The organism is Burkholderia sp. 3C, assembly GCF_054589155.1.
Genome location: NZ_BAAILN010000012.1, coordinates 193,895 through 200,963, shown reverse-complemented (window position 1 = coordinate 200,963; position 7,069 = coordinate 193,895). Strand labels below are relative to the sequence as shown.

Genomic DNA, 7,069 nt, shown 5'->3' with positions numbered 1-7,069 from the left:
CGGGCGCCTGATCCGCAGGCCGCGCCGGGCGCCCGCGCGCGGCCTCCGGCCCTCACACGATCATCCCGATACTTCCCCTTCATGGCGACCAACAAAGCAGCAGACAGCGACGACCTCGAACCCGGCGCCCAGGACGACGCGACCTCATCCACCTCGGTGATGTCGCTGCGTCTGCTGGAAACCATCGCCTCCCATCCGCACGAAAGCGCACTGACGAACCTCGCGCAGGAACTCGGCATTCCGAAGGCGCGCGTGCATCGACACCTGAGCGCGCTCAAGCGCGACGGCTACGTGACGCAGAACCCCGACACCAGCCGCTACCGGATCGGCTGGCGGATGTTCCTGCTCGGGCGGCGCGCGCTCGATCAATTCGACGTGGTGACGCTGGCCCGCCCGCTGATGGAGGAGTTGCGCGACACGGTGGGGCAGACGGTGGTGATCACCACGGTGTCCGACGAGGGCATGGTGGTGCTCAACATCGTGCCGGGGCGCAGCAAGCTGGAGATCATCTTCCACCCCGGCACGCGCTTCGATTTTCACACCGTCGCGCAGGGCAAGATCGCGCTGGCGTTCGGGCCGCCCAAGCTGCTCGAGCGCGTGCTGGCGCAGCCGCTGGCCGCACCCACCGCGCAAACCATCGTCGAGCGCGACCGGCTGCTGCACGAGGTGGCGCTGGTGCGTTCGCGGCAGTGGGCGGAAGCGCCCGAGGAAGCGTTCACCGGCGTCAACGCGCTGGCTGCGCCGGTGTTCCAGTTCGGCAACAAGCTGTTCGGCTCGCTCGCGATCGTCGGCTCGGTGCATTACCTGCCGGCGCAGGCCAGCGAGCGCACGGTGGCCGCGCTGAAGGACACGGCGCACCGCCTGTCGTTGCTGCTCGGAGCGGATGCCGAGGCCGACGCCTCGGCGCAGTGAGGGGCGGGGAAGCCCGGCGCGGCGTGGCCGGCGCCGGGCGTGGTGAGGATCGGGCGGGGAAGGCGGCGGGGCTTGATTCAGGCCGGTTCAGGCCGGCTTAATGCGACGTCACGCGGCCCGTGGGTTCGTTGGCCGCCTCGCCGGCTGACGGCGTCACCGCACGCATCGCGCCGGCCGCCTCGAACATGCCGCGCATGTCGAAGCCCGACGGATGCTGATAGACGCGCAGCCCGAACTCCGGCAGCACCGCCAGCAGGTGATCGAAGATGTCGCCCTGGATCGTCTCGTAATCGAGCCACGCCGTGGTGTCGGTGAAGCAGTACAACTCCATCGGAATGCCTTCGGCCGTCGGCGGCAACTGGCGCGTCATGTGCGTCATGCCGGTGTGGATGCGCGGATGCTGCTGCAGATAAGCGTCGCAATACGCGCGGAACGTGCCGAGGTTGGTGAGCTGGCGGCGGTTGCCCGTCCATTCGGCGTCCGCGCCGAGCGCGCCGTTCCATTCGTCGAGCAGGCCGCGCTTGCTCGCGAGGTAATCCTTCAGCAGCTTGAAATGTTCGAGCCGGGCGATCTCGTTCGCGCCGAGAAAGCGCACGCTGGTCGCGTCGATGAAGATCGCGCGCTTGATGCGTCGGCCGCCCGATTCGGTCATGCCGCGCCAGTTCTGGTAGCTCTCGGTGATCAGCTTCCAGGTGGGAATCGTGATGATGGTGCGGTCGAAGTTCGACACCTTGACGGTGTTCAGCGTGATGTCGATCACGTCGCCGTCGGCGCCCGCGCTCGGCATGGTGATCCAGTCGCCGATCCGCAGCATGTCGTTCGACGAGAGCTGCACGCCGGCCACCAGGCCGAGCAGCGTGTCCTTGAAGATCAGCATCAGCACCGCCGACATCGCGCCGATGCCCGACAGCAGCAGCCCGATCTGCTTGCCCGTCAAGGCGCCGATCACCACCAGCGCGGCGGTCAGGAACATCAGCAGCTTGACCAGTTGCATCGCGCCCTTCAGCGACATCGTGGACTGCTCGCGAGGCTTGGTGCGGTGCAGATGTTCGACGGCCGACAACACCGCGCTGACCATCATCGTCGCGAGGAACACCAGCACCGCGAACAACAGCTTGTCGACCACGCGCTCGGCCGGTTCGGGAATCCCGGGCACGGCGCCGAAGCCAAGCTCGAACACCAGGAACGGCACGAGCCGCGACAGCCATTTGAACGCGCCGTACTGGAACAGCACGTCGTCGAAGCGGGTGGGCGTGCGCGCGGCGAACTTGGCGACCACGCGGAACAGCAGGAAACGGACGGCCGCGGCGATCACGCAGGACGCCGCGACGAGAATCAGACAGCCGACGAGCGGCGCAAACCAGGTTTCATTCATTGATTCGGTACGGAACGGATGATCAGGTCACGGCGGCGCGCCCGCCCGTGTACGGGACGCGGCCGTCTGCGCGGCCGGGGCGGCGCGCGCAGTAGGGAGGCTGTCATGACAGCCGAACTGCGTGTCGGGTTCCCTTGTGGAGGCCGAAGTTTGATGCAGTCGGGGTTTGGCCTCAGCCCGTCAACCCCGGCGCCGCGGCCCAAGAAACGGCAATTTCGCCGCGATCGGGCCGTACAGCTTGGCCACCAGATAGAGCAGGCCGATCGCCACCCCGTCGGCGGTCAGCCCGAGCGGGACGTCGAGATAGCCGTCGGTTTCCCAGTACAGCACCGAATCGACCGACAGCGAGATCGCCGTGCCGGCCACGAAGCACAGCAGCCCCTGCCGGCCGATCGTGCCGATCCACGGCATCAGGCGGGCCACCTTGTGCATCCAGCCGAGGTGCACCAGCTTGGCGGCCAGCCAGGCGAACCCGAGGAAATTGACGAGCCGCACCGCGCCGAGGTTCTGCTTGATCGCCGGATCGGTCGGGAACGGCTCGATGCGCAGCCGGTAATACGCACCCGCGGCCACCACGGCCACTGCCAGCGCCGTGACCAGCACGCCGCGCGGCTGCTTCGACAGCGTGGGGTACACCGGCTGGCAACGCGACAGCACGCCGAGCACGAACATGAACTGCCACGCGAACGGATTGAAATCCCACGGCAGGCCGTCGACGGTCGGCAGATAGCCGGCGATGCGGCGCGCCGACAGCCAACTGAGCAGGCTGATCGCGAGCAGCAGCCACGGCTTGTTGCGCGCCATCGGCAGCGCCAGCGGCACCAGCGCCGCGAAGAACGCGTACATCGGCAGCACCGAGGCCAGATACGGCTGGCGGCGGAACAGCACAATGTCGCGCAGCGCGGCCAGCGGGTGGTGCATCAGGCCTTCGAGATCGTGGGTCGGCATGTTGGGGCCGTCGATCGCGAGCGCGCCGAGCACGGCCGTGATCAGCAGCATCAGCCCGGCCGTCACCAGGAACGCGCGATAGATCTCGAACGCGCGGCGGATGAAGCGCTGGCGCGCGACGGCTTCGGTCTGGCGCTCGGCGAGCGAGTTGTAGGCGATCGCGGTGGCGAAGCCGCCCAGGAACACGAACACCTCGGCCGCGTCGCACAGCGCGTAGGCGTGCAGCGTCACGCGCGACAGGATGCTGCCGCCGATGTGATCGACCACGATCACCATCAGCACCAGCCCACGAAAGAAATCGAGTTCCGCGAAGCGGCCCGGGCGCGGCGGCGTGCTCATGCGCGGCGGCGCCGGGTGGCGCGGAGCAGGGGGAAGAACGGGGACGCTAGCGCGGCGGCGCGCGGCGGGAAACTCGGCATGAAGCGGACGGCGGAAGCGGAAACGGACGTGATTGTGCCACCGTCGGCCCAAGCCCGGCAGATTGGCGCCGGGCGGCGCGTTGCACCATCGCGGCGCATGGCGTCGGCCATCGCCGAAAAGCCCGTGCGGGCGTGTGTCGTCTGCTTGAAAGCGCGAGCGTCGGCGCACACGAAGTTGGTATTGCGCAACGGCCGTCGCGGGCACCTCGAACGGCGTGGACGGCGCATTCGGGCCGTGACACACTCATCACCGTCATTCACGCTGCCGGCAGCCACCGGGCGTTGAGGCATGAATCGAGGTCCGGCGAACCCAGCCCGCGTCGAGCGGTCTGCCGGGCCATTCCAGTTTTCCGGTTCGGAGACTGTCGACAATGAACAAGCTCCTGCTGCCCGCCGCTGCCGCCACGCTGGTCATGGCGCTGATCGCGCCCGCCCGCGCGCAGAGCAGCGTCACGCTCTACGGCGTGATCGACGAAGGCGTGAACTACACCAACAACGTCGGCGTGAACGGCGTCAATCGAAGCGACTACGCGCTCGCCAGCGGCTACGCCCAGCGCAGCAGTTGGGGCCTGCGCGGCGCGGAGGATCTGGGCGGCGGCCTGAAGGCGATCTTCGCGCTCGAAAGCGGCTTCGACGTCAACAACGGCACGGCCAGCAACGGCGGCCGGCTGTTCGGCCGCCAGGCGTTCGTCGGCCTGACCCACGCGCAATACGGCGCGCTGACGTTCGGGCGGCAATACGATTCCGTGGTCGACTACCTGGCGCCGCTGACGGCCGCCGGCAGTTGGGGCGGCCTGCTGATGTCGCACCCGTTCGACAACGACAACGCCGACAACACAGTGCGGGCCAACAACGCCGTCAAGTACGCCAGCCCCGGTTTCGGCGGCCTGAGCTTCGGCGGCGCGTACAGCTTCGGCAACGCCACCGGCTTCGCCAACAACCGTCAGTACAGCGCCGGCGCGCGCTACGACTTCGGCGGCTTGCAGGTCGGCGCGGCCTATCTCGAGGCCAACAACCCGGGCCGCACGGCCGATGGCGCGATGGCCGCCAACGACGCGAACTTCACGTCCGACCGGCTGCGCATTTTCGGCGGCGGCCTCAACTACACGTTCGGCGAAACCACGGTCGGTTTCGTCTATACCAAGACCGACCTCAAGAACCCGTCCGCCACGGCCTATCTGCCGGCCGGCGCGCTGTCGGGGCTCGGGCTGTCGGCCACCCGCTTCGACAATTTCGAGATCAACGGCAAGTACCAGCTCACGCCGGTGTTCTTCGTCGGCGCGCAGTACACCTACACGAGCGGCACGTTCGACACCGCCGACGGCGCGGCCAAGCCGCATTACCACACGGTCGGGCTGATGGCCGACTACAGCCTGTCGAAGCAGACCGACGTGTATCTGCAAGGCGCGTGGCAGCGCGTCGGCGGCGACCGTTCCGGTGGCGTGATCGACGGCGGCTATCTGGTCGGCACCGACGGGCCGTCGGCCACGGCCAGCCAGTTCTCGGTGCGCGCGGCGATCCGGCACAAGTTCTGATGGAGACTCGGACCCGCTCAGGGCCGTAGCAGTGAAAACACCACCCACTCGGGCGCGGCGCCGTCAGGCGATACGCGCGCGAACTCATGCCGCCGTTCGTAAATCGTCAACGGCCAGCCCTGCGAATACGTTCCGAATACTCGTGCTTTCTGAGCTGGAGCGCGGCGTACGTCGCAGATGGGGATGTTGACGCGATAGGTCTGGCCGACGCCTTCGTTCGGTGGCGTGCCGGGCAACAGCAAGAGCGCCGCCTTCGATGCTTCGCTGTACGACGTGACGGGATGGGAGTCATTCGCCTCGAATTTGTAGGGCACGATGTAATGAGCCCGTCTCGGTTTTCCGTTCTCCAGGTAAGGCTTGCATCGACTTTTCCTCAAGGCTTGCAAGGCGCTTTCGTCGAGTTGCCAGTGTCCAGTCGACTCGATCATCGTGATGTTTTCGATTTCGCCGGCGACGCTGACCTCGAAGCCGAGCTTTACCACGCCGCGGAATCGGCCGGCGCCCGGAAAGTCGGGCTTGACCATCTGACAAGTTGCGGTCAATTCGGGACGGCCGTTCGGACGCGTGGCAACGGGTGGCCCGGCGGGCCTCGGCGCAGGAGCGGGGGCACTCGAACAGGCGGCGAGCAGCCACGCGCTCGTCAGGAACATGGCGATACGAAGCAAGTGCGGGGACGTTGTCATGGAGCGGCGGGGAAGGACATGTTGGGCCCGCGTGCATCGGGGCGACGCCATCATAACCGCGCACAAGCGCAAATCGGGTCTCCATGAACTTGCAACTAACAGTCGTTCGCGCAACCCCCTCTCGAACGGCGGTGCCCGCCGCTCGAATCGGCATCCAGCGAGCGGGGAGGCATGCAGCCCCGTTTCTCCTGAGCCAGACTCAGGCAAAGCCAGATGGCGCGCCGTGTCGCCTGACGGCACCATCGGCGCGTTCGCCTGTCAGGCGTGTTTCCGGGAGTTTCATATGCACAATCACGGCTCGACGATCGCGATCGTCGTCGCGGTGTTCGCCGTGGCCGGCGTGGTCAAGGGCATGATCGGCCTGGGCCTGCCGACGGTGGCGATGGGCCTGCTGACGCTGGTCATGCCGCCCGCGGCGGCGGCCAGCCTGCTGGTGGTGCCGTCGCTCGTCACCAATATCTGGCAATTGGCGCGCGGCCCGGCGTTCGGCGCGCTGCTCAAGCGGCTCTGGTCGCTGCTCGCGGGGCTTGCCGTCGGCACCTTTGCGGGCGGCCTGCCATCGCTGGCGCATGCCGCGCCGTGGACGCGCATCGCGCTCGGCGCGGTGGTGGCGCTGTACGGCGTATGGGGCCTGGCCGCCGCGCGCCTGCCGGCGCCGGGGCGGCACGAGCGCTGGCTGTCGCCGCTGGTCGGCTACCTGACCGGCGCGGTAACCGCCGCCACCGGCGTGTTCGTGATGCCGGCCGTGCCGTATCTGCAATCGCTGCAACTCGGCAAGGACGCGCTGGTGCAGGCGCTCGGCCTGTCGTTTACGGCCTCGACGATCGTGCTGGCGGCGCAACTGGCCGCGACGTCGAGCCTGCAGGCGTTGGACATTGGCCTGTCGGCGCTCGCGCTGGCGCCGGCCCTGCTCGGCATGGCGGCCGGGCAGGGGCTGCGCAACGTAGTGGGCGAGCGGACGTTTCGGCGCGTGTTCTTCGCGGGGCTGGTGGCGCTCGGGGTGTATATGGCGGTCGGGCCGGCGCACGGTTGACGCGGCGGGTTTGGGGCGGGAAGGCGGCGCGGCGGCAATCTGCGATGCCGGCGCGTGTTATCGGGGCGGGATGCCGAAGCACGTTACCGAGACGCGTTGGCGACGCATGATGTCGAAGCACGGCACCGATGCGCAATTCCGAAGCACACCGCCTTTTCGGCGCG

The 7,069-nt window shown here is 68.0% G+C and carries 6 protein-coding genes; 3 read left to right on the top strand and 3 right to left on the bottom strand.

What is annotated here, in order from left to right; genetic code table 11:
• The first annotated feature begins 81 nt into the window (after window positions 1-81).
• Window positions 82-912: an IclR family transcriptional regulator gene (locus tag ACYP33_RS02010; RefSeq protein WP_459619375.1), complete on the top strand. Its 831-nt coding sequence runs from the start codon at window positions 82-84 to the stop codon at window positions 910-912.
• A gap of 97 nt (window positions 913-1,009) precedes the next feature.
• Here the strand turns inward: ACYP33_RS02010 and ACYP33_RS02005 are convergent, their stop codons facing one another.
• Together ACYP33_RS02005 and ACYP33_RS02000 are read right to left on the bottom strand one after the other, a co-directional pair.
• A complete protein-coding gene (locus ACYP33_RS02005) occupies window positions 1,010-2,287 on the bottom strand; it encodes a mechanosensitive ion channel family protein (RefSeq protein WP_459619373.1) in 1,278 nt (425 codons plus the stop codon).
• A 180-nt stretch (window positions 2,288-2,467) separates the two neighbouring features.
• Window positions 2,468-3,574, bottom strand: coding sequence for an OpgC domain-containing protein (locus ACYP33_RS02000; RefSeq protein ID WP_459619371.1), 1,107 nt, complete (start codon window positions 3,572-3,574; stop codon window positions 2,468-2,470).
• Window positions 3,575-4,025: 451 nt separating this feature from the next.
• Between ACYP33_RS02000 and ACYP33_RS01995 the strand changes: the two genes are divergently transcribed.
• A complete protein-coding gene (locus tag ACYP33_RS01995; RefSeq protein WP_459619370.1) occupies window positions 4,026-5,189 on the top strand; it encodes a porin in 1,164 nt (387 codons plus the stop codon).
• Window positions 5,190-5,206: 17 nt separating this feature from the next.
• On the opposite strand, the gene ACYP33_RS01990 is transcribed toward ACYP33_RS01995, so the two are convergent.
• Complete coding sequence (locus ACYP33_RS01990; RefSeq protein WP_414447347.1) at window positions 5,207-5,713, bottom strand: energy transducer TonB; 507 nt, start codon at window positions 5,711-5,713, stop codon at window positions 5,207-5,209.
• Window positions 5,714-6,155: 442 nt separating this feature from the next.
• On the opposite strand from ACYP33_RS01990, the gene ACYP33_RS01985 reads away from it, so the two are divergent.
• A complete protein-coding gene (locus ACYP33_RS01985) occupies window positions 6,156-6,905 on the top strand; it encodes a sulfite exporter TauE/SafE family protein (RefSeq protein WP_414447348.1) in 750 nt (249 codons plus the stop codon).
• Window positions 6,906-7,069 lie beyond the last annotated feature (164 nt).

Bases quoted from the DNA above. Each gene is read 5' to 3' on its own strand.
- ACYP33_RS02010 (WP_459619375.1), top strand. From the start codon at position 82: ATGGCGACCAACAAAGCAGCAGACAGCGACGACCTCGAACCCGGCGCC.
- ACYP33_RS02005 (WP_459619373.1), bottom strand. From the start codon at position 2,287: ATGAATGAAACCTGGTTTGCGCCGCTCGTCGGCTGTCTGATTCTCGTC.
- ACYP33_RS02000 (WP_459619371.1), bottom strand. From the start codon at position 3,574: ATGAGCACGCCGCCGCGCCCGGGCCGCTTCGCGGAACTCGATTTCTTT.
- ACYP33_RS01995 (WP_459619370.1), top strand. From the start codon at position 4,026: ATGAACAAGCTCCTGCTGCCCGCCGCTGCCGCCACGCTGGTCATGGCG.
- ACYP33_RS01990 (WP_414447347.1), bottom strand. From the start codon at position 5,713: ATGGTCAAGCCCGACTTTCCGGGCGCCGGCCGATTCCGCGGCGTGGTA.
- ACYP33_RS01985 (WP_414447348.1), top strand. From the start codon at position 6,156: ATGCACAATCACGGCTCGACGATCGCGATCGTCGTCGCGGTGTTCGCC.